The organism is Streptomyces sp. MST-110588 (assembly GCF_022695595.1).
GTDB lineage: Bacteria > Actinomycetota > Actinomycetes > Streptomycetales > Streptomycetaceae > Streptomyces.
This window is the reverse complement of record NZ_CP074380.1, coordinates 681,356-707,568: the sequence shown is the minus strand read 5'-3', so window position 1 is coordinate 707,568 and position 26,213 is coordinate 681,356. Positions and strand designations below refer to the sequence as shown.

The 26,213-nt window shown below is 72.0% G+C and carries 19 protein-coding genes and 3 pseudogenes; 16 read left to right on the top strand and 6 right to left on the bottom strand.

All coding sequences use genetic code 11. The annotated features are described in order from the left end of the window. Positions 1-70: 70 nt before the first annotated feature. Positions 71-1,348 (bottom strand): NAD(P)/FAD-dependent oxidoreductase, encoded by a 1,278-nt coding sequence (locus KGS77_RS03115; RefSeq protein WP_242578563.1) that lies wholly within the window; start codon positions 1,346-1,348, stop codon positions 71-73. Positions 1,349-1,513: 165 nt separating this feature from the next. Between KGS77_RS03115 and KGS77_RS03110 the strand changes: the two genes are divergently transcribed. Beyond that, a complete protein-coding gene (locus KGS77_RS03110; RefSeq protein WP_242578562.1) occupies positions 1,514-2,617 on the top strand; it encodes a nitronate monooxygenase in 1,104 nt (367 codons plus the stop codon). Between the two features lie 144 nt (positions 2,618-2,761). Beyond that, positions 2,762-4,320: pseudogene (locus tag KGS77_RS03105) on the top strand (acyl-CoA synthetase). A gap of 90 nt (positions 4,321-4,410) precedes the next feature. Here KGS77_RS03105 and KGS77_RS03100 read toward each other — a convergent pair. Further along, entirely contained in the window at positions 4,411-6,870 is a 2,460-nt protein-coding gene (locus KGS77_RS03100) for a penicillin acylase family protein (RefSeq protein WP_242578561.1), read from the bottom strand. A gap of 158 nt (positions 6,871-7,028) precedes the next feature. On the opposite strand from KGS77_RS03100, the pseudogene KGS77_RS03095 reads away from it, so the two are divergent. The 8 genes and pseudogenes from KGS77_RS03095 to KGS77_RS03060 all read left to right on the top strand — a co-directional run. Further along, positions 7,029-8,382, top strand: a pseudogene (locus KGS77_RS03095) (AMP-binding protein); the annotation flags it as partial. A 140-nt stretch (positions 8,383-8,522) separates the two neighbouring features. After that, the gene (locus tag KGS77_RS03090) at positions 8,523-8,654 is read left to right on the top strand and encodes a hypothetical protein (RefSeq protein ID WP_347404574.1); all 132 of its coding nucleotides are present in this window, start codon (positions 8,523-8,525) and stop codon (positions 8,652-8,654) included. 194 nt (positions 8,655-8,848) lie between these two features. Beyond that, on the top strand, positions 8,849-9,694 hold the full coding sequence (locus tag KGS77_RS03085) for a VOC family protein (protein WP_242578560.1): 846 nt from the start codon (positions 8,849-8,851) through the stop codon (positions 9,692-9,694). Between the two features lie 549 nt (positions 9,695-10,243). Further along, a complete protein-coding gene (locus tag KGS77_RS03080; RefSeq protein ID WP_242578559.1) occupies positions 10,244-11,308 on the top strand; it encodes a polyprenyl synthetase family protein in 1,065 nt (354 codons plus the stop codon). Between the two features lie 48 nt (positions 11,309-11,356). Beyond that, positions 11,357-12,256 (top strand): UbiA family prenyltransferase, encoded by a 900-nt coding sequence (locus tag KGS77_RS03075; RefSeq protein ID WP_242578558.1) that lies wholly within the window; start codon positions 11,357-11,359, stop codon positions 12,254-12,256. Positions 12,257-12,270: 14 nt separating this feature from the next. Further along, positions 12,271-12,906 carry an ABC transporter ATP-binding protein gene (locus KGS77_RS03070; RefSeq protein WP_242578557.1) on the top strand — a complete coding sequence of 212 codons (636 nt, stop codon included), beginning with the start codon at positions 12,271-12,273 and terminating at the stop codon, positions 12,904-12,906. Further along, positions 12,903-13,538, top strand: coding sequence for a hypothetical protein (locus tag KGS77_RS03065; RefSeq protein WP_242578556.1), 636 nt, complete (start codon positions 12,903-12,905; stop codon positions 13,536-13,538). The genes KGS77_RS03070 and KGS77_RS03065 overlap by 4 nt, the downstream gene beginning before the upstream one ends. Further along, positions 13,487-13,726 (top strand): hypothetical protein, encoded by a 240-nt coding sequence (locus tag KGS77_RS03060; protein WP_242578555.1) that lies wholly within the window; start codon positions 13,487-13,489, stop codon positions 13,724-13,726. The genes KGS77_RS03065 and KGS77_RS03060 overlap by 52 nt, the downstream gene beginning before the upstream one ends. Positions 13,727-14,041: 315 nt before the next feature. Here the strand turns inward: KGS77_RS03060 and shc are convergent. Then, positions 14,042-15,962, bottom strand: a pseudogene (gene shc, locus KGS77_RS03055) (squalene--hopene cyclase). Between the two features lie 229 nt (positions 15,963-16,191). After that, entirely contained in the window at positions 16,192-17,454 is a 1,263-nt protein-coding gene (gene paaK, locus KGS77_RS03050) for a phenylacetate--CoA ligase PaaK (protein ID WP_242587268.1), read from the bottom strand. A 254-nt stretch (positions 17,455-17,708) separates the two neighbouring features. Here paaK and KGS77_RS03045 point away from each other — a divergent pair, with 254 nt between their 5' ends. Both KGS77_RS03045 and KGS77_RS03040 read left to right on the top strand, forming a co-directional pair. After that, positions 17,709-18,407 carry an alpha/beta fold hydrolase gene (locus KGS77_RS03045; RefSeq protein ID WP_242578554.1) on the top strand — a complete coding sequence of 233 codons (699 nt, stop codon included), beginning with the start codon at positions 17,709-17,711 and terminating at the stop codon, positions 18,405-18,407. Between the two features lie 105 nt (positions 18,408-18,512). Continuing rightward, complete coding sequence (locus KGS77_RS03040) at positions 18,513-19,085, top strand: SMI1/KNR4 family protein (RefSeq protein ID WP_242578553.1); 573 nt, start codon at positions 18,513-18,515, stop codon at positions 19,083-19,085. A gap of 82 nt (positions 19,086-19,167) precedes the next feature. On the opposite strand, the gene KGS77_RS03035 is transcribed toward KGS77_RS03040, so the two are convergent. Further along, a complete protein-coding gene (locus tag KGS77_RS03035) occupies positions 19,168-20,526 on the bottom strand; it encodes a cytochrome P450 (RefSeq protein ID WP_242578552.1) in 1,359 nt (452 codons plus the stop codon). A gap of 72 nt (positions 20,527-20,598) precedes the next feature. Between KGS77_RS03035 and KGS77_RS03030 the strand changes: the two genes are divergently transcribed. Continuing rightward, positions 20,599-21,132: a PH domain-containing protein gene (locus KGS77_RS03030; RefSeq protein ID WP_242578551.1), complete on the top strand. Its 534-nt coding sequence runs from the start codon at positions 20,599-20,601 to the stop codon at positions 21,130-21,132. A 17-nt stretch (positions 21,133-21,149) separates the two neighbouring features. Here the strand turns inward: KGS77_RS03030 and KGS77_RS03025 are convergent, their stop codons facing one another. Continuing rightward, the gene (locus KGS77_RS03025) at positions 21,150-22,850 is read right to left on the bottom strand and encodes an acyl-CoA synthetase (RefSeq protein ID WP_242578550.1); all 1,701 of its coding nucleotides are present in this window, start codon (positions 22,848-22,850) and stop codon (positions 21,150-21,152) included. Between the two features lie 185 nt (positions 22,851-23,035). On the opposite strand from KGS77_RS03025, the gene KGS77_RS03020 reads away from it, so the two are divergent. The 3 genes from KGS77_RS03020 to KGS77_RS03010 all read left to right on the top strand — a co-directional run bounded on the left by KGS77_RS03020 (position 23,036) and on the right by KGS77_RS03010 (position 26,181). Continuing rightward, positions 23,036-23,911, top strand: coding sequence for an enoyl-CoA hydratase-related protein (locus KGS77_RS03020; RefSeq protein WP_242578549.1), 876 nt, complete (start codon positions 23,036-23,038; stop codon positions 23,909-23,911). A gap of 147 nt (positions 23,912-24,058) precedes the next feature. After that, entirely contained in the window at positions 24,059-25,120 is a 1,062-nt protein-coding gene (locus tag KGS77_RS03015) for an OB-fold nucleic acid binding domain-containing protein (protein ID WP_242587267.1), read from the top strand. Next, positions 25,120-26,181 carry a lipid-transfer protein gene (locus KGS77_RS03010; protein WP_242578548.1) on the top strand — a complete coding sequence of 354 codons (1,062 nt, stop codon included), beginning with the start codon at positions 25,120-25,122 and terminating at the stop codon, positions 26,179-26,181. Before KGS77_RS03015 ends, KGS77_RS03010 begins: the two co-directional genes overlap by 1 nt. The last annotated feature ends 32 nt before the right edge of the window (positions 26,182-26,213 follow it).

The following is a 26,213-nucleotide window of genomic DNA, read 5'->3' as shown; positions in this document are numbered from 1 at the left end:
TCACTGAGCCCCGCACCGGATCACTGAGCCCCGCACCGGATCACTGAGCCCGCGCCGGAACGCCGCGGCATCAGGCTGATACGGCCCGGCCGCGCCCCTTTGCCGCCCGTACGGCACCCGCCGCGGCCCGCAAGGCGCTGTTGATGGAAATCTCGCCCCGCATCCCGGGTGCCGCCACCATGTCACCGGCCAGGAAGACGCCGTCCCCCCGCTCGACGGCGGGCCGGTCACGCCAGGTGGTGCCGGGCAGGTCGAGCGCACCGGTCCGGCCGCGGGCCGTGCCGCCGCGCTGCCAGGTCACCCGCTCCCGCCAGCCGGGGACGGTGAGATCGGCCAGCGCCTCCAGCCGCCGCCGGGCCTGTGCCGTGGACTCCCCGGCCCGTACCGGCATGTCGAGCTGGAACAGCGACTCCCCGGGCGGCGCGGTGCTCGGGTCCTGCATCGAGTAGCTCTCATGGAAGCCGCCCGTGTCCAGGTCGAAGGCGATGAAGCGGTCACGCGGACTCCTGGGTGCCGGGTTCTTGAGCCGCAAGCCCTTGGTCCCCAGACCCTTGATCCCCAAGCTCTTGGCCGCCGAGCCCTTGACTGCTGCGCCCCTGGCTGCCGGGTCCGTGGTCACCGCCAGGTCCAGCAGGACGCAGTGGCCGCTCTCCCAGCGCAGCGACTCATCGCCCAACAGAGCCCGGGCGGCGGAGAGTTCGGTGGCCACGATCGTCGGATGGCCGGGCAACTCGGTGATCCGGGAGCTCGGTTCGACACGTACGCCGAGCTGCCGGGCGCGGATCTCCAGTCGGCCGATGACCGCCTGCCAGCCGCCCGCCACCCACCGCACCGCCGGCGGCCTGGGCGCGAAGACCCGGCGGAACAGCCTCCATACGAAGGCCGCCGACAGCCGCCCGGTGTCCGCGTCGTACGTCACCACGGCGATGGCGTTGGCGGCGGCCCGCGCCGCCGGCTCCCCGAAGTGCCGCGTCGCCCACGTGTGGAAGTCCTCCTCGACCGGGGCTTCGCGGAAGAGGCCGGCGGCCATCATCCGCACGAGCCCGGCCGGCGGGCGCGGGGTGAGGCGCCCGCCGCGTACGAAGGAGAACCGCAGCGCGTCCCGGACCGGCGGCCGGCACAGGCGCCCGGTCAGGCCGCGGTCGGCCAGCCAGGACCAGTGCGGCCCGTCGGCGTAGAAGACATGGGGGCCTTCGTGGGCGACGTGGGGTGCGGCCGTGGCCCGGGCCCGTCCGCCCAGGGTCGCGTGCGCCTCGTGGAGCGTCACCCGCGCCCCTGCCTCCGCGCAGGCGATGGCGGCCACCAGCCCGGCCGTTCCGCCGCCGATCACCGTGATCTCGTCTCGCATCTCATGCCTTCCGTTGGAGGTTCCGGCCGTTTTCCTGGTGGACGGACGGGACCGGTGAAGAAGTGACATGGCGGGTGTGCGGGAGACGTGCGGACGCACACCGCACAACTGACGGTACGTCAGAGAAGTCTTCCCTCGTACGGCCCGCTGCGGCATCCTGCGCCCATGCAGACGGAGCTGAGCAACGCGCTGGGCATCGAGCACGCCGTCTTCGGGTTCACGCCGTTCCCCGCCGTGGCCGCCGCGATCACCCGGGCCGGCGGCCTGGGCGTCCTGGGCGCCGTCCGCTACACCGCCCCGGACGATCTCGCCCGGGACCTGGAGTGGATGACCCGGCACACCGACGGACTGCCGTACGGACTCGACGTCGTCATGCCCGCCAAGAAGGTGGAGGGCGTCACGGAAGCCGACGTCGAGGCGATGATCCCGCCGGAGCACCGCCGTTTCGTCCAGGACGTCCTGGCCCGGTACGGCGTTCCCCCGCTGCGCGAGGGCGAGGCGTCCGGCTGGCGTATCACCGGCTGGATGGAGCAGGTCGCGCGCGGCCAACTGGACGTGGCCTTCGACCACCCGGTCAGGCTGCTGGCCAGCGCGCTCGGCCCGCCGCCCGCCGATGTCGTACGACGGGCCCACGACCGTGGCGTCCTCCTCGCCGCGCTGGCCGGCAGCCCGCACCACGCCCGGCGCCACAAGGACGCCGGGATCGACATCGTCGTCGCCCAGGGCTACGAGGCCGGCGGCCACACCGGCGAGATCGCCACGATGGTGCTGACCCCGGAAGTCGTACGGGCCGTGCACCCGCTGCCCGTCCTGGCCGCCGGCGGCATCGGCACCGGGGAACAGATCGCCGCCGGGCTGGCCCTGGGCGCGCAGGGTGTCTGGCTCGGCTCCATCTGGCTGACCACCACCGAAGCCTCGCTGCACTCCCGTGCCCTGACCCGCAAACTCCTGGCGGCGGGGCCGGGCGACACCGTCCGCTCGCGCGCGCTGAGCGGCAAGCCCGCCCGCCAGTTGCGCACCGCGTGGACCGACGCCTGGGACGACCCGGCCGGCCCCGGCCCGCTGCCCATGCCGCTCCAGGGGCTGCTGGTCGCCGACGCCCTCTCCCGCATCCAGAAGTACGAGGTCGAGCCGCTGCTGGGTACGCCGGTCGGCCAGATCGTCGGCCGGATGAACTCCGAGCGCGGTGTACGGGAGGTCTTCGACGACCTGACCCGCGGCTTCGAGGCCGCCGTCGACCGCGTCAACCGCATCGCCGGGCGCGGCTGACATGCCCGGCGCGGTGCCCGCGGCTGACATGCCCGGCGCGGTGCCGTACGCCGCGCCCCGTACGCCGCTCACCGCGCGCCCGTCCGGCCCCGCCACCGTCACGACCCCACCGACCACCGCCCCGCTCCCGAGGAGGACAGTGCCATGACCGACGAGTCCCGGCCCCCCAACGGCTTCTGGGCCCAGGCCGCCGCCGACCCCGACCGTACGGTCCTTTTCGCGCCCGACGGCGAGCGCTGGACCGCGGACCGGCTGCACGCCGCCTGCAACCGCCTGGTGCACGGACTGCGCGCGGCCGGCCTGGAGCGCGGCGACGCCTTCGCCGTCGTCCTGCCCAACGGCGTCGAGATGCTCACCGCCTACCTCGCCGCCTCGCAGGCCGGCTGGTACCTCGTCCCCGTCAACCACCACTCGGTAGGCCCGGAGATCGCCTGGATCCTCCGCGACTCGGGGCCAAGGCGCTCATCGCCCACGAGCGGTTCGCCGGCGCCGTGCGCGCCGCCGCGGACCAGGCGCGGCTGCCCGCCGGACAGCGTTACGCGGTCGGCACGGTCGACGGATTCCGTCCGTACGCGGATCTCCTGGCGGGCCGTCCGGGTTCCGTACCCGAGGGCCGCACCCTGGGCTGGGTCATGAACTACACCTCCGGCACCACCGGCCGCCCGCGCGGCATCCGCCGCCCGCTGCCCGGCAAGCCGCCCGAGGAGACCGCGCTCGGCGGCTTCCTGGGCATCTTCGGCATCAAGCCGTTCGACGGCAACGTGCACCTGGTCTGCTCGCCGCTCTACCACACCGCCGTGCTGCAATTCGCGGCGGCCTCCCTGCACATGGGGCACCGGCTGGTCCTGATGGACAAGTGGACGCCCCAAGAGATGCTGCGCCTCATCGAGACCTACCGCTGCACCCATACGCACATGGTGCCGACCCAGTTCCACCGCCTGCTCGCCCTTCCGCAGGAGATCCGGACGGCGTACGACGTCTCCTCCATGCGGCACGCCATCCACGGCGCCGCGCCCTGCCCCGACCACGTCAAGCGGGCGATGATCGACTGGTGGGGGAACTGCGTCGAGGAGTACTACGCGGCCAGTGAGGGCGGCGGGGCGTTCGCCACCGCGCAGGACTGGCTCAAGAAGCCGGGCACCGTCGGAAAGGCGTGGCCCATCAGCGAACTCGCCGTCTTCGACGACGACGGCAACCGGCTGCCGCCCGGCGAGACGGGCACGGTCTACATGAAGATGACCACCGGCGGATTCAGCTACCACAAGGACGAGGACAAGACGCGCCGGAACCGGATCGGTGACTTCTTCACCGTCGGCGACCTCGGCCACCTCGACGAGGACGGCTATCTCTTCCTCCACGACCGCAAGATCGACCTGATCATCTCGGGCGGGGTCAACATCTACCCCGCCGAGATCGAGTCCGCCCTCCTCGCCCATCCCGCGGTCGCGGACGCCGCGGCCTTCGGTGTCCCGCACGAGGACTGGGGTGAGGAGGTCAAGGCCGTGGTCGAGCCGGCCGACGGGCACCGGCCGGGCCCCGCGCTGGCCGAGGAGATCCTCGCGCACTGCGCCGAGCGGCTCGCGGCGTACAAACGGCCCAGGACGCTGGAGTTCACCGCCGCCATGCCGCGCGACCCGAACGGCAAGCTCTACAAGCGGCGGCTCCGCGACCCGTACTGGGAGGGCCGGGAGCGCGCCGTGTAGACGTGCGGACGTGGAGTTGACCGACTGACCGACCGGCCGGCCGGCTGACCGCCTGATCGACCGGCCGGCATGGTGACGTACGGGCCGGTCTCAGCGGCCGTCGTGGACGCGTACCACCCTCAGCTCCGGTGAGGCCAGGATGTCCTTCTCGCAGAACCGCTCGCGGATCATACGGCCGGCCGAGTACAGCTCGGTCTGGTCGCTGTAGTGCGGGGAGAGCGGGTTGGAGGACTGCGAGTAGGTCAGCAGCGTACGGGCCACCGGGCAGCGGCTGCCGTCGAACCCGACCGCCTGGATGTAGCTGGAGCCGTGGACCACCTCGCGGTATCCACCGCCCGCCGGATCCCACAGGCCCTCGGTCTTGTTCCAGATCCCGAGCGCCTCGGTGCCGCCGGGGACGGGGATCCGCTTGCCGTTCCGTACGACGAACTGGTGCTCTCCCAGGGGAGCGTCGAGCGGGATGCCCGCGGCGCACAGTTCGGCCACGGCGTCGGCGAGGGCGGTGGTGAAGCCGGGGGCCGCGGTGTTCAGGGTGCGTGGGGTGTGTACGGGATCGGCCGGGTCGAACGGGGTCTTCCACCGCTCGGCCGGCGGCACCTTGGCGGTCAGTTTCCGCCAGAACCGGTCGAACAGCAGGGCGCCTTCGCTGTCGGTGCGTACGGTCCGGTCCCAGTGGCCGATGACCTCACACGCTTCCCGGACGTCGACCGGCCTGCCGCCGCTGTCCGGCGCGGTGCCGCCGGGCAGTGCGGAGCAGGCGGCGGCGGTGTCCGCGGCGGCCAGACCACCGGCCGGCGCCCGGTTGGCGAACTGCTGTCGTTGCAGGTCCGCCACGGTGAGCCGGCCCCGGGCGGCCATCGCCGAGACGTCTTCCAAGGCGCCGCGGGTACGCAGCGAGCGCGGCGTACCGATGTCCCCGAAGATGCGCGGGTATCCGGTGAGCGGCCGGTCGGCGTTGGACAGCCAGGCACTGTCGTTGGAGTTCTCGGCATACGGGGCGTCCTTGAGCGTGGGCACCGCGGACGGGCCGAAGATGCCCGGCTGAACGGCGTCCGGGTCGCTGCCGAAGGCGCAGTCGGACCGTGAGCCGTCCAGGACCGCCAGACCCGTGGCCGGGTAGGTGGCGGCGCCCAGCGGCGTGGAGCAGCGCCGCGCGAGGTCGTCGGTGCCCCGGGGCAGCACCTGCGCCTGGGTGTAGAGGGTGTGCCCGGCGGCGTCGGCGGCCACGGTGTTCGTCCACGGCAGCCCCTGCGTACGGCGCAGCGCGCGCTCGATGCCGGCCACGCCGTCGGCCTTGCTGAAGGCCAGGGAGGTGTCACCGGAGCGCATGTTGACCGCGTTGGGGTCGTTGACGGCGTACACCTCGGACCGGCTCCAGGGCAGCTTGAGCTGCCCCAGAGAGGTCAGCACGGGCCCGTAACGCGTCCACCACTGCGTACGGGTGACCGTGGTGCCGTCCTGCACCGGGACGGTGACGGTCCGCTTCTTCATGGGCTCGGACCTGCCGTCCACGAGGTAGGCGGTCGGGTCGGCGGGGTCCGGGGTGAGCCGGTGGAGGCTGAACGGCACGCCGGTGGCCACGGTGTGGCTCCATGCGACACGGGCGTTGTGGCCGATGGAAATGGTGGAGGAACCCAGGAGGGAGGCGCCCGCCGCGTTCAGCTCGCCGGGGATGGTGACCTGCGACTGCCAGAAGCGCCGGCCACCGGACCAGGGGTAGTGGGGATTGCCCAGGAGCAGACCGCGGCCGTCGGCCGTCGTGGAGCCCTGGAACGCCACCGCGTTGGAGCCCATGTCCGCGCCGTCCTGAGGGAAGAGCGCGCGGGCGGCGGCGACGGCGGCGCGGCTTCCGGTCGTACGGCCCGGGGCGGCAGGCCCGGAGGTGGTGGGCCCGGAAGTGGCGGGCCCGGAAGTGGCGGAACCGGCGGGCGGCTGGGCCGCGGTGATGCCGTCGACCGCACGGCCCTGGCCGCCGAGAACCGCGAGCGCATACCCGCGCATCGCCACGTCGAGCCGGGTCACCGGCCGTACCCAGTCCTTGCCCGCACAGGCGGGATCGGTGACGCGGTTGTGCCGCAGCCAGGCGTTGTACCCGGCCACCCAGCCGCGCATCAGCTCCTGGACCTCGTGTCCCGGCCCGGCGGGCGCGGGCTGCCGCAGCAGTTTCTCTACGGTGCCGGACTCGCGTACGCCCTTGAAGTACAGGTCGCCGGCGAGATTGGTGGTCGCGGAGGACAGGGCGGGGTCGGCGGCACCGGTCGCGCCGAAGTACCGGGAGCGCTCGCCGCGCAGCGTCACGAAGCCCTCGGCCAGGGTGCAGACCTGGTCGGCGGCCTGGGCCCAGCCCTCGCCGAAGCCGAGGTCCGGGTAGTCCTCGGCGACGATGTGCGGGATCCCGTACTCGGTGTAGCGGATCTCGGCGGACAGGCCGTCGGCGGACGGGTGCGTACGGGTACGGGCCTCGGCCGCCGCCGCGCCCGACGGCAGCGGGGCCGCGGCGGTCAGCAGCACCACCCCGGCGAGTGCGAGCTTTCTCAGACGGTTGCGCATGAATCCTCCCCTGGTGTCTGGCGAGCGTTCAGCGTTCCTGTCGTATACCGGCGGCGACCGGGCCGGTGAAGGCCAACTGGCGTGCCGCACGGGGGCGTTGAGCCTACCAATGGGCCGGTGGTCTTGACCCGCGTGCGGGACGGGCCGAGGATCACCGCATGACGGGAGTGCGGAGCGGCACGGTCGACGCGGTCCTGCGGCGCAGCGCCCGGCGGGTCCCCGGACGTACGGCCGTGCGCTACGGCGACCGGGCCTGGACCTACCGGGAACTGGACGAGGCGGTGACGGCCGCGTCGGTGATCCTGAGGGAAGGCGGACTGGCCGACGGTGACCGGGTCGCCGCCTATGGGCACAACTCCGACGCGTATCTGATCGGCTTCCTGGCGTGCGCCCGGGCCGGTCTGGTGCACGTACCCGTCAACCACCAACTGCGCGGCGGGGAACTGCGCTACATCCTGGAGCATTCCGGCAGCGCGCTGGTGCTGACCGATCCGGCACTCGCCCACCACCTGCCGCGGTCCGTACGGTCCATGCCGCTGCGTGATGCCACCGGTTCGCTGCTGGACCAGGTGGAAGCCTGGCCCAGGGAGGGCAGGACGATGCTGAGTGCCGGGGAGGTGGACGAACGGGAACTCGCCCAGCTCCTGTACACCTCCGGCACGACCGCGCGGCCCAAGGGCGCGATGATGACGCACCGCGCGCTGGTCCACGAGTACGCCAGTGCCGTGCCCGCCCTGGACCTGAAGGAGAGCGACCGGCCGGTCCACGCCCTGCCGCTGTACCACTCCGCGCAGTTGCACGTCTTCCTGATGCCCTACCTGGCGGTCGGCGCGCGGAACACGATCCTGGACGCGCCCGGCCCGTACCGGATCTTCGAACTGGTGGAGGCGGGCCGGTGCGACAGCCTCTTCGCCCCGCCGACCGTATGGGCCGGTCTCTGCCGGCACCCCGGATTCGCCGGGCGTGACCTGAGCGGGCTGCGCAAGGCGTACTACGGGGCGTCGGCCATGCCGGTGCCCGTACTGGAGCGGCTGCGCGCACGGCTGCCCGGCCTCGCCCTGTACAACTGCTTCGGGCAGAGCGAGATCGGGCCGCTGGCGACCGTTCTGGGGCCGCAGGAGCACGAGGGCGGATGGAGTCGTGCGGACGGCCGGTCCTCTTCGTGGAGGCCCGGGTCGCCCACACCGTGACCGGCGCGGATGTCCCCGACGGCACTCCCGGTGAGATCGTCTACCGGTCCCCGCAGTTGTGCGAGGGGTACTGGAAGGACCCGGGGGAGACCTGCGCGGCCTTCCGGGACGGCTGGTTCCGCTCGGGGATCTGGGGGTGCGGGACGCACAGGGCTATTTCACGGTCGTCGACCGGGTCAAGGATGTGATCAAGTCCGGTGGTGTGCAGGTCGCCCCGCGGGAGGTGGAGGAGGTGCTGTACGCGCACCCGCGGGTCGTGGAGGCCGCGGTGATCGGACTGCCGGACGACCGCTGGATCGAGGCGGTGACCGCGGTCGTCGTCGCCTCGGGCCCGGGCTTCGGGCCGGGGGAGGAGCGGGACGGACGGGGTGAGGGGACGAGGAGGACGGCCGGGCCGGGAGGAGCGAAGGAGAGGAGGGGAACGGAGAAGACGAGCGGCGGACGGCCCCTCTCGCGCGGGAGCTGATCGCCTTCGTACGGGAACGGCTCGCGCACTTCAAGGTCCCCAAGCGGGTGCTCTTCGTGGACGAACTGCCGCGCAACGCCGCCGGAAAGGTCCTCAAACGGGAGCTGCGGGACCGGTTCGGCGGCTGAGGAGGGCGCGCGGGGACGATTGTCGGACCCCCCTGCCATGCTGAGAGACGCCGGCGGGAACGGGACGGGGCCGCCGGTGCGCGGCTCGCCGGGCCGTGTCCGCCACCGTTGAGGAACACCTGAAGGACGCGGTGTGTCCGTGCTCGCCCGGGGGGCGCGCCGTGTCACGGCTACGAGTCGGAGGAGCACCCATCATGACCACAACCGATTACGCCCCGGGTACGCCGAACTGGCTGGACCTGACGGTCCCCGACGTCGAGGCCGCCACCGCCTTCTACGGCGCGGTGTTCGGGTGGCGGTTCCGGTCGCCCGGCCCGGAGGCGCACGGCTACGGCCTCTTCCAGTCGGACGGCGAGATCGTCGCCGGGGTCTTTCCGCAGGGGGAGGAGGGCGGGCGCGCCAGGTGGAACGTGTACTTCCAGACCCCGGACGCGGACGCCCTGGCCAAGACGGTGGAGCAGGCCGGGGGCAGCGTCCGCCACCGGCCGCGGGACGTCCTCACCGTCGCCCGTACCGCGGGTTTCACCGACCCGACCGGGGCCGATTTCGCCGTCTGGCAGCCCATCGGCGTCCCGGGGCTGGACAAGGTCGGTGAGGCGAACGCGATGAGCTGGGCCGAGCTGTGCACGACCGACGTGGCCACGGCCAAGGCGTTCTACCGCACGGTCTTTTCCTGGGAGTTCCGCGACCGGCATCTGGGCGAGGGCAGCCAGGACGGCGAGGGCGGCGGGGGCATGGTCTATTCCATAGCCAGGCCGTCCGGCGGCACGCAAGGAGCGGGAGCGGGAGGGGGAGAAGGGCCGGCGGCCGAATGCGCCGGCGTGATGCAGTTGCCCGAGCAGAACATCACCGCGGGATCGACGTCGCAGTGGTTCCCGTACTTCGGCGCCGCCGACTGTGATGTCACGGTCGCCACGGCCACCGAGCACGGTGCGTCGGTGCTCGTGCCCGCCATGGACGTGCAGGACAGCGGCCGTATGGCCATGCTCCTGGACCCCTTCGGTGCCACCTTCGCCGTCATCACGGGCGCCACTGCCTGATGCACGGCCCCCCGCGTCCAGCGGTCCCCCGCGCCCAAATGCCCGCCCCTGCCCCGCGCCAGGCCCCCCGTCCCGCTCGGCGCCGCCACCTCGTACTACATCGTCGAACGGGCGACCACGGGAGCGTGTGTACGGGGCGAGTGCGGGTGCGGCTCGCGCGCCCCGTGTGGAATGCGGGGTTCCGTCATCCCGCCGTTCCTCCTTCGAACCGGCTGCTCCGGTCGGTCGAGGAGGGGCGGCGGCGCCGGACCGGATCCTATGGACTGCGGCGTCCCTGGTGGCGCCGGACATTCGGCCGGAGTCGGCGCCCTCGCCACGAAAGGCGAAATGCTGAGAAAGTGGTAATAAATGGACATATCCCTTGATGAGGCGTAGCTTCGGTCGAAACTGTTTTGCCCGTGCTTCCGTATGGCTCAGCGCGGGCGTCGACCCAGGGATGCGATGAATGGACAGTGAGTCCGTCCGGCGAACTCCGGCCCCGCCGGGCGCCTTTCGCCGCAGAACCAGAAACCGGTGGATGACCCTCGGACCCGGGATGCGCCTCTTCTCATGAGTGCTGAAACGCTGACAGCCGAGTCCGACTTCTTCGCTCCGCGTGCGGCGATCGACGAGCTTCTGTACGAATTCCTGACGGAGAAGGCGCAGACCGCGACGGTGCCCCGTCAGTCGGCGCTCGCCCTGCTGCTGCGGGACTTCATCACCGGCGGGAAACGGGTCCGCCCCCTGCTGTGCGTGGCCGGATGGCACGCGGCAAGAGGGGAGGGCGACCCTGCGCGGATCATCAGGCTGGCCGCTTCCATCGAACTGGCGCACGCCTGCGCGCTCATCCACGACGACATCATGGACGCCGCCGACAGCCGGCGCGGACGCCCGACCGTGCACCGCATGCTGGCCGACCACCACCCCACGCCCTCGATGGCGGAACGTTTCGGCATCAGCGGTGCCATCCTCGTGGGCGACCTCGCCCTCGTCTGGTCCGACGAACTGCTGCACACCACGCCGATGCCCGACGCCAACCGGACGGCCGTACTGCGCTGCGTGGACATGGCGCGCGCCGAACTCATCGCCGGCCAGCATCTGGACCTGCTCACCACCAGCGATCTCGACGTCAGCATCGAGACGACGCTGACCGTCGTGCGCTACAAGACGGCGAAGTACACCATCGAACGCCCCCTGCAGGTGGGCGCCGCCCTCGCCGGTGCCGGACAGCAGGTCCTGGACGCCTGCACCGCCTACGGCGTACCGCTCGGGGAAGCCTTCCAGCTCCGCGACGACGTCCTGGGCGTCTTCGGCGACCCGGCCGTGACGGGCAAGTCCCGCCTGGACGACCTGCGCGAGGGCAAGTGCACCAGCCTCATCGTCCACGCCTTGCGCTCCGCCGCCCCCCACCAGGCCGGCCGGCTGCGCGCGCTGATCGGCGACCCCCGACTGGGGGAGCCCGAGGCCGCGGAGGTCCGCACCCTCCTCACGAACACTGGAGCCCGGGCCGCGGTCGAGCAGATGATCGAGGAACGGTACCGGCAGGCGCTCGGCGCCCTGGCCGCCCCCTTCCCGCAGAGCGCGGCCCGCACGCTGGAGACCGTCGCGGAGGCGGCCGTCCACCGCACGGCATGAGGGGAGGAAGCGGGCCGTGATCCGCCTGCCCGAGTACGGAGCCAAGCAATGACGACCATGACGACGAGCGCTCCCGCGGCGTTGCTGCAGACACTCTGGCGGGAGATCCGCCTGAGCTGGCTGTTCATCCGCGTCGACCGCTGGACCACCGTCTTCCCCGCCACCTGCTTCGTCATGGCGGCCACCGTCCACGCCCGCCTGTCCGCAGGGGAAACCGTGGTCACCGTCGCCGCGGGAGCGCTGTACTTCTGGCTGTTCGTCTACGAGCACACCCTGGCCAACCAGCTCGTCGGCGTCGAAGAGGACCGCATCAACAAGCCCCACCGGCCCCTGGTCACCGGCCGCAGCACCATCCGCGGCGCCCGCATGCGGCTGGCCGTCGTGCGGATCGCCTTCCCCGCGTACGGCTACTGCCTGGGCGTCCTGAAGTGGGCCCTGATGTGGCAGATCCTCTCCCTGCTCCAGCACGAGTACGGTTGGGGCCGCCACTGGCTGGGCAGGAATCTCTACGCCGGGATCGGCGTCGTCGCCCAGTTGGCAGCCGCGTGGGAGATCGTCACCGTACTCACGCCGGACGCCTGGCGCTGGATCGTGACGCTGACGATCACCGTGACCTTCCTCATGTCCGTCCAGGATCTCCGCGACATCAACGGTGACCGAGCGGTCCGCCGCTCCACCATGCCCCTGGTCTTCGGAGAGACCCGCACCCGCGTCTTCCTGTGCGCCGGTTTCGCCGTCGGCCCCTGGGCCATCCACCACTTCCTCATGGCGCCCACCGGCCCGCACTGGTGGGTCATCGCCACGGACGTGGTCCTGGGCGGCCTGAGCCTGCTGCTGGCCGCCCGGGTGGTGCTGCTGCGCGGCCCCGGACACGACCAGCGCAGCTACCGCCTGGTGGAACAGTGGTACACCCTCGCGCTTGCCGCTTCCATCTACACACTTCGCTGACCAAGGGGGCCCGAGTGGGGGCAGAGGGCAGACAACGGCAGTCACGGCTGCGGATCAGCGGGGTGTGGAAGGCGTACGGCAGCAGACAGGTGCTGCGCGGCGCCGACCTCGACGTGCCCGCCGGGGCGCTGGTCGGCGTCGTCGGGGAGAACGGCGCGGGCAAGAGCACGCTGCTCCAGATCGCCGTGGGGCGGATGACACCCGAGAAGGGAACGGTCCTGCGGAGCGGATCGATGGGCTACTGTCCGCAGAGCGCTGTACTGAACGACACGTTCACCGTCATGCAGCACCTGCGGCTGTTCCAGGTCGCCTACCGGCTGCCGTCCCTGACCCGGGCCCACGAGCTGATGGAGCTGCTGGCGTTCGCCGACTGCGGGCGCCGGCGCGCCGGAGAACTCAGCGGAGGGACACGGCAGAAGCTCAACCTGCTGCTCGCCCTCATGCACGACCCGCTGCTCCTGGTGCTGGACGAGCCCTACCAGGGCTTCGACTGGGACACCCACCAGCGCTTCTGGGCCCTGGCCGCCCACCTGCGCGACCAGGGCCGGTCGATCGTCGTGGTCTCGCACCTGCTGCACGACCTCCACCACTTCGACGCGGTCCGCCAGTTGCGCGAGGGCCGCCTCGTCACCGAGGAGCTCACCCGATGAACCGTCACTGGGCGGCCTTCGCCGTGATGCTGCGCTGCTCCCTGCTGGGTCATCTGCGCAACCGCCTTGCCATGCTCCTGGCAGGAGCGTTCATCCCCGTATGGATCGCCGTGACCCACGTGTGCGCCTCCAGCCGGACGGTACGTTTCTCCCTGGACGCCGCGGACACCCGGATCGTCGCCCAGGCGAACCACATCGGGCAGGTGACCAACGCGCTCGGCGCCGTGACGATGGTCAGCGGCTTCATGATGTTCATGGAGACGTTCAAAGCCGGGGAACTGGACCGCCGGCTGGTGCTGGCCGGCTACCCCCGGCTCCACATGCTGCTGGCCAAGGTCGTCGCCCTCACCCTGGTCGCCGCCCTCCTGTCCCTCTACACCACCACCCTGCTGTACCTGACGCTGCCCGTACGGCAGTTGGCCCCCTGGCTCTCGCGGTCCTCGGCGCCGGACTCGCCTACGGAGGCATCGGCCTGCTGCTGGGCTCACTGGTGCGCGGGGAACTGGAGGGCTTCTTCCTCGTCATCATGCTCAGCCTGCTCGACACCGGCCTGCAGAACCCGACCCTCGAAGTGGTCGACATGGCCGGCCGCGACGCCCTTCCCCTGTACGGCGCGAACCAGTCGGCGCTGACCGCGGCCTTCACCCTCCACGGTCCCTGGGAGCACGCGCCGCTGCCGCTCGCCTGGTGGGCGGCGACCAGCGCCCTGGCCCTGCTCGTCTTCCACCTCCGTACCCGCTCCTACGGCAGACCCGCCAGGAGGTCGCTGGCCGCGGCGCCGGAGACGGCCACCCGGTCCTTCCCGCCGGTGCCGGGGTAGCGGCCTTTCGTGGCCTCGCCCCGTGCGCGGTCGTACGGTCCTGCCGGCTTACGGGTCCTGACGTCGTACGGGTCCTGACGTCGTACGGTCCTGGCGTCGTACGGGCCAAGGCGGTGGAGCCGACGGTGTCAGTCCGGCGCGGGCACGTCCGTCAGGGCTCCGGTGCGCTGCCGCCGGGCGTAGCGGCCCAGGGCCGTAAGCGGGAAGACATGGGGGTAAAGGCCGTACTTCATGATGCTGACCCGGGGACTCCCATGCCGGTGACCAGCGACTCCTCCCAGGTGCCGGCCTCCGTCTGCCGCTCGGTCAGCCAGGTCACCCCGCGCGGACCGCGGCCCCCTCCCGCTCTCCCGCGGCCAGCAGCGCCAGCAGCGCCCAGGCCGTCTGCGACGGCGTGGACGGGCCCTTGCCGAGGTACGCCGGATCCTCGTACGAGCGCAGGTCCTCCCCCAGCCGCCGTCGGTGTTCTGTACGGATTCCAGCCATCCGACGGCGCGCCGGACGGCCGGGTGGCCGGCCGGTACACCGGCGGCGGTGAGGGCCGGGACGGCGCAGCCGGTGCCGTACACGTGGTTCACCCCCAGCGTCCGAACCACGCGCCGTGGTCCTCCTGGTGGTCCAGCAGCCAGCGGACACCGCGCCGGGTGCCGGGGTCCTCCTGCCGCCCGAGGGCGGACAGCATCTCCACCACGTGCGCGGTGACGTCGGCGCTGGGCGCGTCCGCACAGTAGTCACCGATCTCCATGTAGGGCAGCTTGCTGGAGAGGGTGCTGTCGCTGTCGGCGTCGAAGGCGGCCCACCCGCCGTCCCGGCACTGCATGCCGCAGGTCCACCGCGCCCCTCTGCGTACCGCGTCGTCGACCCGCGCCTGGTCGGGGTGGGCGACCCGGCGCAGCGCGAGGATCACCTCGGAGGTGTCGTCGTTGTCGGGGTAGTTCTGGTTGTCGAACTCGAAGGCCCAGCCGCCCGGGGCGAGCCGGGGCCGCCGTACGGCCCAGTCACCGGGCCGGGTGGTCTGCCGGGTGAGCAGCCAGTCCGCGGCCCCCACCAGCGCCGGGTGACCGGCCGGCAGGCCCGCGTCGGTGAGCGCGGTGACGGACAGGGCGGTGTCCCAGACCGGGGACTGGACCGTCTCCACCATCCGCACGCCGTCCTCGTGCCAGACCGTGCTCTCCTCCAAGTAGGTCAGGGCGGCCTTGAGTACGGGGTGGTCCAGGGGGAGGCCGTGCAGGTACAGGGCGAGGACCGGGTACACGGTCGTCGGACTGAAACCGGCCCAGTCACCGCCCGCCTCCTGGCGTTCGAGGAGCCAGCGGACACAGGCGTTCACCGCCGCCCGCCGCGGCAAGCGGGGGCCGGCCTTGCGGTAGACGCGCAGCACACGGTTCAGCCGCTCGAAGACGCCGTCCCAACTGCCGAGCGGGGCGGCCGGCGCCCTGCGGGCCGGCGGGTCGCCGACGGCGAACAGTTCCCCGATGCCGAAGGGCGCCGGCCGCACGGGCCGGTAGGCGCTGATGACCGCCAGCGGCACCAGCACCATACGGGCGAAGGAGGCGAAGCCGTAGATGCCCAGCGGCGCCCGGGCCGGCAGCGCGATGATCTCCGGCGGGATCTCGGGCAGGTCGTCCCAGCTCCACCAGCCGAACACGGCGAGCCAGACACGGGGGATCAGTTCGGCGGCTGCGACGCCGCCCTGCTCGCGGACCCACGCCGCGGCCCGGAGCATATGGGCCTCCTCCGGGCGGTCTCCGGCGAGGCGGAGGGCCACGTACGCCTGGATGGTGGTCCCCAGGTGACCGGGAGCGTCGTGGGCGAGCGGCCAGGTGCCGTCCGCGCGCTGCCGCGAACGGATCCACCGGCCGGTCGCCGCGGTGACGCGCTCGTCCGTGGTCCCCAGGATCAGGCGCAGGAACAGGTCCTGGGCGTCGTAGGAGACGTCGGTCGAGGTGACGCCCAGCCAATAGCCCTCGGTGTGCTGCCGCGACAGCAGGTGGCCGGTGGCCCGCAGCACCGCGCGCCGGGCCGCTTCCTCCGTCCCGTCGGACGGGGGGAAGGCGAAGCTCACCGCGGTGTTCCCCGCGGCGGCCGGGGCCTTGGGGACACCGTCCCGGGGTTCGCGGGAATCCTGGGGCTCCTTGGGGCCCTGCGGTCCCTTGGGCTCCTGCGGTCCCTTGGGCCCCTCGGGTTCCCTGGATTCCCTGGGCTCCCGGGACGTACCGTCGGCCGTGGTCGTCATGGCACCCCTGCGCATCACTGGTGGACGTCGCTGCTGGACGTCACTGGTGGTCGGACATCCGGACGCCGCCGACGGCGGGAGACCGCCGGAACCGGGGCGCCGCGGACACACCATTCCCAGGCACAGTCGCCACAAAACAGCCCATACCTGCCATACGCGCCATACGTGTTATGTGTGTTATGCGTGCTGTACGTGGCATGCGTGCCACACCTGTCACGCGGCAGGGCGGTCAGTCCCGGGGGCGGGTGTCGTGAATCCGCTTGATCTTGCCGACGGAGCGTTCCAGGGTCTCCGGATCGAGGATCTCGACGGCCACCGAGACGCCGATGTGGTTCTTCACCTCGCGGGCGATCTGCCCGACGGCGGCCGTACGGGCTTCCGGGGTCGCCTCCGGGCGGGCCTCGGCCCGTACGGTCAGGTGGTCCATCCGTCCCTCGCGGGTCAGCCGGAGCTGGAAGTGCGGCGCCACCCCCGGCGTACGCAGGACGATCTCCTCGATCTGGGCCGGGAAGAGATTGACCCCACGCAAGATGATCATGTCGTCGCTGCGCCCGGTGACCCTCTCCATACGGCGGAAGGCGGCGCGCGCGGTACCGGGCAGCAGCCGGGTCAGATCGCGCGTGCGGTAGCGCACGACCGGCATCGCCTCCTTCGTCAGCGAGGTGAGGACCAGCTCGCCGTGCTCGCCGTCGGGCAGCGGCTCACCGGTGAGCGGATCGACGACCTCGGGGAAGAAGTGGTCCTCCCACAGATGCAGGCCGTCCTTGGTCTCCACGCACTCCTGCGCCACACCCGGCCCCATCACCTCCGAGAGGCCGTAGATGTCCACCGCGTCGATCGCGAACCGCTCCTCGATCTCGCGGCGCATCTCCTGCGTCCACGGCTCGGCACCGAATATGCCGACCTTCAGAGCGGTCGTACGGGGATCGACGCCCTGCCGCTCGAACTCGTCCAGCAGGGTGAGCATGTAGGAAGGCGTCACCATGATGACCTCCGGGCGGAAGTCCCGGATGATCTGGACCTGGCGGCTCGTCATGCCCCCGGAAGCCGGGATCACGGTACAGCCGAGCCGTTCGGCCCCGTAATGCGCTCCCAGGCCGCCGGTGAACAGCCCGTACCCGTACGCGATGTGCACCTTGTGGCCGGGCCGGCCGCCGGCTGCCCGGATCGAGCGGGCGACGAGACCGGCCCAGGTGTCCAGGTCGCGTCCGGTGTAGCCGACGACCGTGGGGCGGCCGGTCGTCCCGCTGGAGGCGTGGACGCGCCGCACCTCGGACTCGGGGACGGCGAACATCCCGAAGGGGTACTGGGCACGCAGGTCGTCCTTGACGGTGAAGGGGAAGCGCGTCAGATCGGCGAGGGAGCGGCAGTCCTCGGGGTGGACGCCCGCCCGGTCGAAGGACTCCCGGTAGAAGGCGACGTTCTCGTACGCGTGCCGCAACGAGGAGCGCAGCCGCTCCAGTTGGAGCGCCCGCAGCTCGTCCCCGGTCAGCCGCTCCCCGTCGTCGAACGCGGCCACGCCCGTACCGCTGCTGCCCCCACCGCTGTCCCCGCGCTGGTCCCCGTCCCCGCTCGTCGCCGTCATGGAAGTCCACCGTCCTGTATCCGTACGTGCGTCCTGTATGCGTACGTGCCCGCCCATCGGGCCGACCGATCATTCGGTCGCCGAGTGCCGGTCCAAATAATCAGCGCCCGGCGAACGGCGTCAAGGGGTGTGTCCGATGATGCGCTGAGTACCGTGGGTCCATGGACGAGGTGAAGAAGGTGCAGGTAGCAGACGTTCAACTGGCATACCGGCAATGGGGGGAGCCGGACGCGCCGCCGGCGGTGCTGCTGCACTGCCTCGGCGAGGACGGCGAGGACTGGCGGGGCGTGGTCGGCCAGCTCGCCACCACCCATCACGTGTACGCGCCGGACCTCCGGGGGCACGGCAGGAGCGACTGGCCCGGGGAGTACGGCTTCGAGCGCTGGCGGGACGACGTGATCGGCTTCCTCCGGGCGCTGGAGCTGGACCGGGTCACGCTGATCGGCCACTCGCTGGGCGGCATGACCGCCCTGCTGGTCGCCCTCGACCGGCCGGACCTGGTGGACCGGCTGATCCTGGAGGAGTCGCCACCGCCCCGCCCGGCCGAACCCCCGCAGCAGGTCCCCGAACGGCCCGGGGAGCCGCTGGGCTTCGACTGGGAGGCGAAGGCCGCGGTGGTGGCCCAGCGCAACGCCCCCGACCCGCGCTGGTGGGACGGCCTGCCGGAGATCACCGCACCGACTCTGGTCATCGCCGGCGGACCGGAGAGCCACATCCCGCAGCAGCACCTCGCCGAGATGGCCGCCCTGATCCCCGACTGCCGGCTCGTGACCATCGAAGGCGCCGGCCATCTCGTCCACGAGGAACGCCCCCTGGAATACCTCGACGCCGTACGCGCCTTCCTCGGCCCCCGGCCGTAGGCACCCGGCAAGTGCGGGAGTGGGGCTGCCGGGTTCCCGGGCGGCTCTTCGCCTGCCTGTCCCCCGCCCACGGTCACCGGCCGGGGCACCAGTAGCGTCCGTTTCATGATCGCCCCCGATGCCCTCGATGCCCTCGTCCGCCTCTGCCCGCCGCCCGCCGAACCGCCGCCCGCGGTGGACTGGGCGCAGGCAGAGCGTGCCTTGGGTGTGGCTCTGCCCGCCGACTACAAGCAACTCGTCGGTACATACGGCGACGGCCTCTTCGACGAGACGATCTGGCTGCTCGTTCCCGACTCCGCCTACAGCGACTGTGACCTGCACACCCAGGCCGCGGAGCGGGACGAGATCCTGGCCGACCTGTGGGAGTTCGAGGACAAGCCCGCCGGCCTGCTGGAGGCGGGGGCGCGCATCCTGCCGTGGGCTTTCGAGGAGGGCACGGGGGCGTTCATGTACTGGCTGGTGCGGCCCGGTCAGCACCCCGACCGGTGGACCGTGCTCTACAACGAGGGGCGCGGCCCGCTGTGGGAGCACCACGACATGGGGTGCCTCGCCTTCCTGTTGGCGGTGCTCACAGGAACGGCGGAAACGGAGTACTTCGGCTACCTCTACGACGTGCTGAAGGCGACGGAGCACCGTTTCGCGACGGCCGATCAGATCCTGGGAGCTTCCGGGCGCTGACGTCGTGCGGCCACTCTCGACGACCGGTCCCGGACGCGTGGACCACGACCAGTTCCGGCACCCAGGGCGGGCGGTGGTGGGGTCAGGGAGCCGGCTCCAGGAGGACCGGCAGGTCGCGATAGCCGGGGAAGACGATGGTGGGGCGGCGCTTCGGCGGGATCCCGGGTTCGTAGAGGGCGAGGTGGGGAAAGCGGGCGAAGAGGGCGGGGAGGGCGATTCCGGCTTCCAGGCGGGCCAGTGGCGCGCCGAGGCAGTGGTGGATGCCGTGGCCGAACGACAGATGCGGGACGGGTGTACGGGTGATGTCGAAGCGGTCGGCGCCGGGGCCGTGCTGTCGCGGGTCACGGCCGAAGGCCGTATAGGAGAGTATGACGGGCTCGCCCGCACGGATGGTGCGGCCGGCCACCTCCGCGTCGCACCGGGCATAGCGGAACGGCAGGCTGCCCACCGGAGGATCCCAGCGCAGCGCCTCCTCGACCACCGCGGGCCACGGCACCTTCCCGGTACGGGCCAGGGCGAGCTGGCCGGGGTGGGTGAGCAGCGCGTGAACGGCGCTCACCAGCAAGTTCACGGTGGTCTCATGACCGGCGAAGATCATCAGCAGCAGGGTGTCCACGAGCTCCGGCCCGCTGAGCGCACGGGTGTCCGGGGGGCCTTCGCGGGGGTTTTCGTGAGGATCTGCGTAGGGTTCGGTTCCGTTCCCCGCCGCGGCCAGCAACGCGCTGGTCAGGTCGTCGCCCGGATGCGCGCTCTTGTCGGCGAGCAGGGCGGCGAGTACGGAACGCAGTTCCCGGTGGCCGGCGAGTACCTCGGCCGGGCCGGCGGGCGCGCCGCCGAACAGGGCGCCGCACAGGTCCCGCAGCCGGGGCCGCCCGCTCTCCGGAACGCCGAACAGCTCGCAGATCACCCTTATGGGGAGCGGATGGGCGAAGCGCGCCCGCAGGTCCACCGGGCCGCCGTCCGGCTGTGCGGCGACGGTGGCTTCCAGGTCGTCCAGGAGGTCGCGGGTGAAGTGCTCGATACGGGGACGCAGTCGCTCCACGCGGCGTACGGTGAACGCCTTGGCCAGCGGCGCGCGCAGCCGTCGGTGATCGGTGCCGGTGGCGGTGGTCATGTTGGCGACGGTGACCAGCGGCGCCATCGGCCAGTCGGCCGGGATGTCGCCGCGCTGCCAGGCGTGCCACGCCCTGATGTCCTTCACGAAGCGGTCGTCGGCCAGTACCGCGCGGCCGGCCTCCTGATGGGTCACCAGCCAGGCCCGTACGCCACCGGGCAGTTCCACGGGGACGACGGGACCCTGCGCACGGAGCGCCCGTGCCTCTGCATGCGGGTCCTGCCCGCATGGGGTCAGCAGGAATCGAGCCTTGGCGTCCGGGGCCGCGTCCAGGTCCGGGTTCAGGTCCGCATCAGGGTCCGGGTTCAGGTCCGCATCCAGGTCCATGTTCCAGTCTAGAACGGGAGGCGGCTGCCGCGGGCTTGGGAACGGACAGCACCCGGAGCGTAGGGTGAAACCGTGCAAACGATCGAATTCCGTGCTGCGTCCCGTGTGTGGCAGTGGTGTGCCGCCGCCGTCTTCCTCGTGGGAGGAGTCATCCCGGCGTGCGTCATCACGTTCGGCATCGGCTGGGAGGAATTCGGCCGGCGGGTCTTCGCGGAACCGCGGGGCAGCGATCTGAGGGAAGCGGCCATCGGCCTTCTGGTGTGCGTGTCCCTCTCGCTCGTCGGGTACCACTACACCTCCGGGCGTACCTGCGTCGACGCCGAAGGCATCCGGACCCGGACGTTGCTGCGTCGGCGGTTCGTCCCCTGGCAGGAGATCGAGGGCATCTCCGTCGACAAGGGCAGGGAGTCCTACGCGGGCCGCCGGGGCACCCCCGCATACCGCATCCGGCTCGACCTGGCGAACGGCAGGAGCTTGTGCCTGCCCGCGCCCGCACACGCCGAGTTCGATTCCGCTCTGGAGGCGGTCAAGGGCGAGATCATCCGGCGCCGGAACATGGCGACCGCGCAGGACCCGTCCAGCGCATCGCGGGCGTCGCGGTCGTAGGCGGACCGCGCCGGAACTCAGGACGTCAGGTCCCCGTTCGTCCCTCCCGGCGCTCCCGTACCGTCCCGGCCCGCCGGTGCCGCTGACGCCCCGGCCCCCGCCACCGCCTTCGCCCACCGGTAGTCGGCCTTGCCGCTGGGGGAGCGTGCGATGCGGTCGGTGAAGACGACGGTACGGGGGATCTTGTAGCCCGCCAGCCGGGAACGGCAGTGGGCCTGTACGTTCGCCACGCTCATTTCGGCGCAGCCCTCCCGCAGTTGGACCACCGCCGCCACGCGCTGGCCCCACCGGTCGTCGGGAATTCCCGCGACCAGCGCGTCGTACACGTCCGGATGTGCCTTGAGCGCCTGCTCGACCTCCTCCGGATAGACCTTCTCCCCACCGGAGTTGATGCACTGCGAGCCACGGCCCAGGACGGTGACGACACCGTCCGCGCCGACGGTCGCCATGTCACCGAGCAGCACCCACCGCTCGCCGTCCGCCTCGAAGAAGGTCTCGGCGGTTTTCCGGGGGTCGTTGTAGTAGCCCAGCGGTACGTGGCCGTGCAGCGCGATCCGGCCCTCCTCGCCGGGGGCGACCGGTGCGTGCGTCACCGGGTCGACCACTGCCGTACGGGCGTTGACGCGCAGCCGGAAACCGCGGTCGGGGCCGGAGTCCTCGGTCGCCGTGCCGGTGAAGCCGGACTCGGTCGAGCCGAAGTTGTTCAGCAGCAGCACGTGCGGGGCCAGGGCGGCGAACCGGTTCCGTACGGTCTCCGAGAGGATCGCGCCGGAGCTGCTGACGCTCAGGAGCGAGGAGCAGTCGGCCCCCTTCAGGGGCCCGGCGAGCGCGTCGGCCAGCGGGCGCAGCATCGCGTCCCCCACCAGCGAGACACTGGTGACCCGCTCCCGCTCGATGGTGCGCAGCACCTCTTCGGGCACGTACTTGCGGTGGAGGACGACCTTCTGGCCGTAGTGGAAGGCGATGAAGACGGTGAGGGTGGAGGTGCCGTGCATCAGCGGGGGCGTGGGGAAGAAGACCAGCCCCTCGCCGCCGGCCGCGACCCGTTCCGCCAGCTCCCGCGGGTGCCGTACGGGCTCGCCGGTCGGGGCGCCGCCGCCCATGCCGGAGAAGAAGATGTCCTCGTGCCGCCAGATGACGCCCTTGGGCATCCCGGTGGTGCCGCCGGTGTAGATGATGAGCCGGTCGTCGGGGGAACGGGGGGCGAAGCCGCGCTCGGGGGAGCCGGATGCCTCGGCCTCGGCGAACGGGACGGGGGCGAGCGCGGGTTCCTGGGTGTCCGGGGGAGGTGTGCCCACCCGCAGGAGGTGACGCAGCTTCCCGGCTCCCGCCCCGGACCGGGGCAGTGCGGCGGCCACCCGTCCGGTGAACTCCGCGTCGAAGACGAGCGCGGCGAGGTCCGCGTCCCGGTAGAGGTAGGCCAGTTCCTCCTCCACGTAGCGGTAGTTGACGTTGACGGGGACGGCGCGGATCTTCAGGCAGGCGTAGACGGTCTGGAGGTACTCGACGCCGTTGTAGAGGTACAGGCCGACGTGGGCCCCCGGGGTGATGCCGTGGTCACGGAGGTGGTGGGCGAGCCGGTTGGCGGCGCGGTCCAGTTCCGCGTACGTCAGGCGCCGCTCGGCGCCCGTACCGGGATGGTCGAGGAAGACCAGCGCCTCGCGGCCGGGAACCGTGTCGACGACCGATTCGAAGAGGTCGGCGAGGTTGTACTCCATGTCTCCTCCAGACCGGGCGCGGACGTCGGGCGCTCGGCCGTCATTAGAGCGCCGCGCGGCGGCCCTTGGAAGAGGGCCCGAGCAACGAATCTGACTGGTAGTCAGGAAACTCTTGAAGTCGGTGTGCGCCTCCTGCAACCTGTTCTCCGTCGTGGGCGCAAGGCGGCACGGGGCGGGAGGATGTAATGGAGGGCACCGAACACCTCACCGTGGAGCGCGTGGGCGCGACACTGGTGCTTACGCTCAACCGGCCGGAGGCGAAGAACGCCCTCTCGCTGCCGATGCTGGTGGGCCTGTACGACGGCTGGCTCGCGGCCGACGAGGACGACACCGTCCGCTCGGTCGTGCTCACCGGCGCGGGCGGCTGCTTCTGCGCCGGAATGGACCTCAAGGCACTGGCGGGGAACGGGGGAGCGTCGGGGTTCGGGGGCAGGGCGGAAGCCGGAGGCGAGGCGGGCCCTGAAGGCGGGGCGGGGACCGGAGGGCCGATGGGCGATCCGTACCGCGACCGCCTCAAGGCCGACCCCGACCTGCACTGGAAGGCCATGCTGCGCCACCACCGGCCGCGCAAACCGGTGATCGCGGCGGTCGAGGGACACTGTGTCGCCGGCGGTACGGAGATCCTCCAGGGCACGGACATCAGGGTGGCCGGCGAGAGCGCCGTCTTCGGGCTCTTCGAAGTCGCCCGCGGCCTCTTCCCCATCGGCGGCTCCACGGTCCGCCTGGCCCGCCAGATCCCGCACACCCACGCCCTGGAGATGCTGCTCACCGGACGGCCCTACCCGGCCCGTGAGGCCGAGCGGATCGGGCTGATCGGCCATGTGGTGCCCGACGGCGGCGCGCTGGCCAAGGCGCTGGAGATCGCCGGGCGGATCAACGCCTGCGGCCCGCTCGCCGTCGAGGCGGTCAAGGCGTCCGTCTATGAGAGCGCGGGGATGACCGAGGCCGAGGGCCTGAAGGCCGAACTCGAACGCGGCCTGCCCGTCTTCGGCACCGAGGACGCCAAGGAAGGCTCCCGGGCCTTCGCGGAGAAACGACCGCCCGTCTACCGGCGCGCCTGACACCTTACGGAGGTCCGCATGCCGCAGGCCCGTACGCCCGAGACGCACACACCCGAGACGCGCACGTCCGAAACGCACACGTCCCGGACCGGCCCGCCTGAGGCCCGTACGTCCGAGGCCCGCACACCTCGGACCCGCCCGTCCGAAGTGCTCTCGGCGCCGCTCGTGGTGGAGTTCCCGTTCACCCGTTCCCTCGGCCCCGTACAGAGCGCCTTTTTGACCGGGCTGCGCGAGCGCACCGTCCTGGGCGTCCGGGGCAGTGACGGCAGGGTGGTCGTACCGCCCGTCGAGTACGACCCCGTCACCGCCGAGGAGATCCGCGAACTGGTCGAGGTCGCCCCCACCGGCACCGTCACCACCTGGGCGTGGAACCCCTCCCCGCGCCGCGGCCAGCCCCTGGCCACCCCCTTCGCCTGGGTGCTGGTACGGCTGGACGGCGCCGACACCGCACTGCTGCACGCCCTGGACGCACCGGGACCGCAGGCCGTACGGACCGGGATGCGGATCCGCGTCCGCTGGGCGGCGCAACGCACCGGATCGATCACCGACATCGCCTGCTTCGAGACGTATGAGACCAGCGGTGAGACAAGCGGTGAGACAAGCGGGACAGGCGGGACAAGCGAGACAGGCAGGACCAGCAGGGGCGGCGGGGTCGACGGGGCCGGCGGTACGGGCGAGACGCAAGAGCCGTACGAGGGGCAAGCGGCGCGAGAGGCAGCAGCGGCGCACACCGGAGAGTTCGCCGACGCCGTCACCACGATCACCACCCCCGCCCGCCTGGACTACACCTACACCCCCGGCCGCGCCCAGTCCCGCTACCTCACCGCCCTCGCCGGGCGGCGGATCGTCGGCGAGCGCTGCCCGTCCTGCCGCAAGGTGTACGTGCCACCCCGCGGCGCCTGCCCCACCTGCGGCATCGCCACCGCGGAGGAGGTCGGGGTCGGCCCGGCCGGTACCGTCACCACCTTCTGCGTCGTCAACATCAAGGCCCGCAACCTGGACATCGAGGTCCCGTACGTCTACGCCCACATCGCGCTGGACGGCGCGGACCTGCCCCTCCACGCGCGCATCGGCGGCATCCCGTACGACCAGGTACGGATGGGCCTGCGCGTGACGCCCGTATGGGCCGAGGGCGAGCGGCACCCCGACCACTTCCGCCCCACCGGTGAACCCGACGCCGACTACGACAGCTACAAGGAGCTGATCTGATGCGTGAGGTCGCCGTCGTCGCCTTCGCCCAGAGCGACCACGTCCGGGACAGTTCGGAGGTCTCCGAGGCCGAGATGCTGATGCCGGTCCTGCACGACGTACTGGAGCAGACCGGACTGAAGGCCCGGGACATCGGCTTCATCTGCTCGGGCTCCAGCGACTACCTCGCCGGCCGTGCGTTCTCCTTCACCATGGCCCTGGACGGGGTGGGGGCCTGGCCGCCGGTGGCGGAGTCGCACGTCGAGACGGACGGCGCCTGGGCCCTGTACGAGGCATGGGTGCACCTGCTGACCGGCGACGCCGACACCGCCCTGGTCTACGCCTACGGGAAGTCCTCGCCGGGCGCGCTGCGCGAGGTGCTGACCCGCCAGCTCGACCCGTACTACCTGGCACCGCTGTGGCCGGACTCCGTGGCGCTGGCCGCGCTCCAGGCCCGGGCGCTGATCGACGCGGGCGTGACGGACGAGCGGGCGATGGCGGCGGTGGCGGCCGGCGCCCGCGCGGCGGCGGACGGCAATCCGCACGCCCACCTGCGGGGCGAGGTACCGATGGGGGAGTACGTCGTCCACCCGCTGCGTACCGGGGACTGCCCACCGGTCGATGACGGCGCGGCGGCGGTGGTCCTGGCCGCCGGTGACACCGCCCGGCGGCTGGCCCGGCGGCACTCCCGCCGACCCGCCTGGATCCGCGGCATGGACCACCGCATCGAGGCGCACAGCCTGGGCGTACGGGACCTCACCGACTCGCCGTCCACCCGGCTCGCCGCCCGCAACGCCGGAGCCTTCCAACGGCCGGTGGACACGGCCGAGTTGCACGCGCCGTTCACCTCCCAGCAGGTCCTGCTGCGCCGCGCCCTGGAACTGGAGGAGGACGTGACCGTCAACCCGTCGGGGGGCGCGCTCGCCGCCAACCCCGTCATGGCCGCCGGGCTGATCCGGCTGGGGGAGGCCGCCGCCCGCGTCCAGCGCGGCGCCTCCGACCGGGCCCTGGCGCACGCCACCTCCGGGCCGTGCCTGCAACAGAACCTGGTCGCCGTACTGGAAGGGGAGGAGGGGGAGTGATGAGCGCGAACCGGCAGGCCGGAAGGGCGGTC